Source organism: Pseudotabrizicola alkalilacus (assembly GCF_003443995.1).
GTDB lineage: Bacteria > Pseudomonadota > Alphaproteobacteria > Rhodobacterales > Rhodobacteraceae > Pseudotabrizicola > Pseudotabrizicola alkalilacus.
Map to the genome: position 1 here is coordinate 1 of NZ_QWEY01000063.1, position 633 is coordinate 633.

Genomic DNA, 633 nt, shown 5'->3' on the forward strand with positions numbered 1-633 from the left:
TCATGAGCTTGCGCATCTCGGCCGGAATAACCAAGCGGCCGCCATCACCTATCGTAGCAGTCACAGCCCAGGAAAACGGCGCCGACGAGGTGTCTGCATCGTGCTCAAACGCTTGTGGTTCCTCACGGAAACCTTCATTCCTCTTGCGTGCCATTGTTAAAGACCTCTTTGAGAACAATGGAAGAAATCTGCCATCATTCATAAAACATGGCAATTCTACCAAAGAATGACATAAAATAGAATTCATGCCATTCAGGCGCTCTCACCGAACATTTCGCGCCCGATCAGCATGCGGCGGATTTCGTTCGTGCCCGCGCCGATCTCGTAGAGCTTGGCGTCGCGCAGAATGCGTCCGGTCGGATACTCGTTGATGTAGCCGTTGCCGCCGAGCGTCTGGATCGCTTCGAGCGCGACCTGCACGGCGTTCTGCGAGCAGTGCATCAGGCATGAGGCCGGGTCGATGCGCGAGTTCACTCCGGCGTCGTAGTTTTGCGCGACCATGTAGGCGTAGCCGCGCGAAGACTGCAGCGCGGTGTACATGTCGGCGATCTTGCCCTGCATCAGGCCGAAGGTGCCGATCGGCGCGTTGAACTGCTTGCGCTCGCGCACGTAGGGCAGGGCGATGTCGAGCGC

Annotated in this window: 1 protein-coding gene; it reads right to left on the reverse strand. The window is 57.8% G+C overall.

The window, feature by feature from the left end:
- Positions 1-252 precede the first annotated feature (252 nt).
- Positions 253-633: acyl-CoA dehydrogenase family protein (locus tag D1012_RS22025; protein ID WP_267897847.1), on the reverse strand; the 381-nt coding region annotated here is incomplete at its 5' end.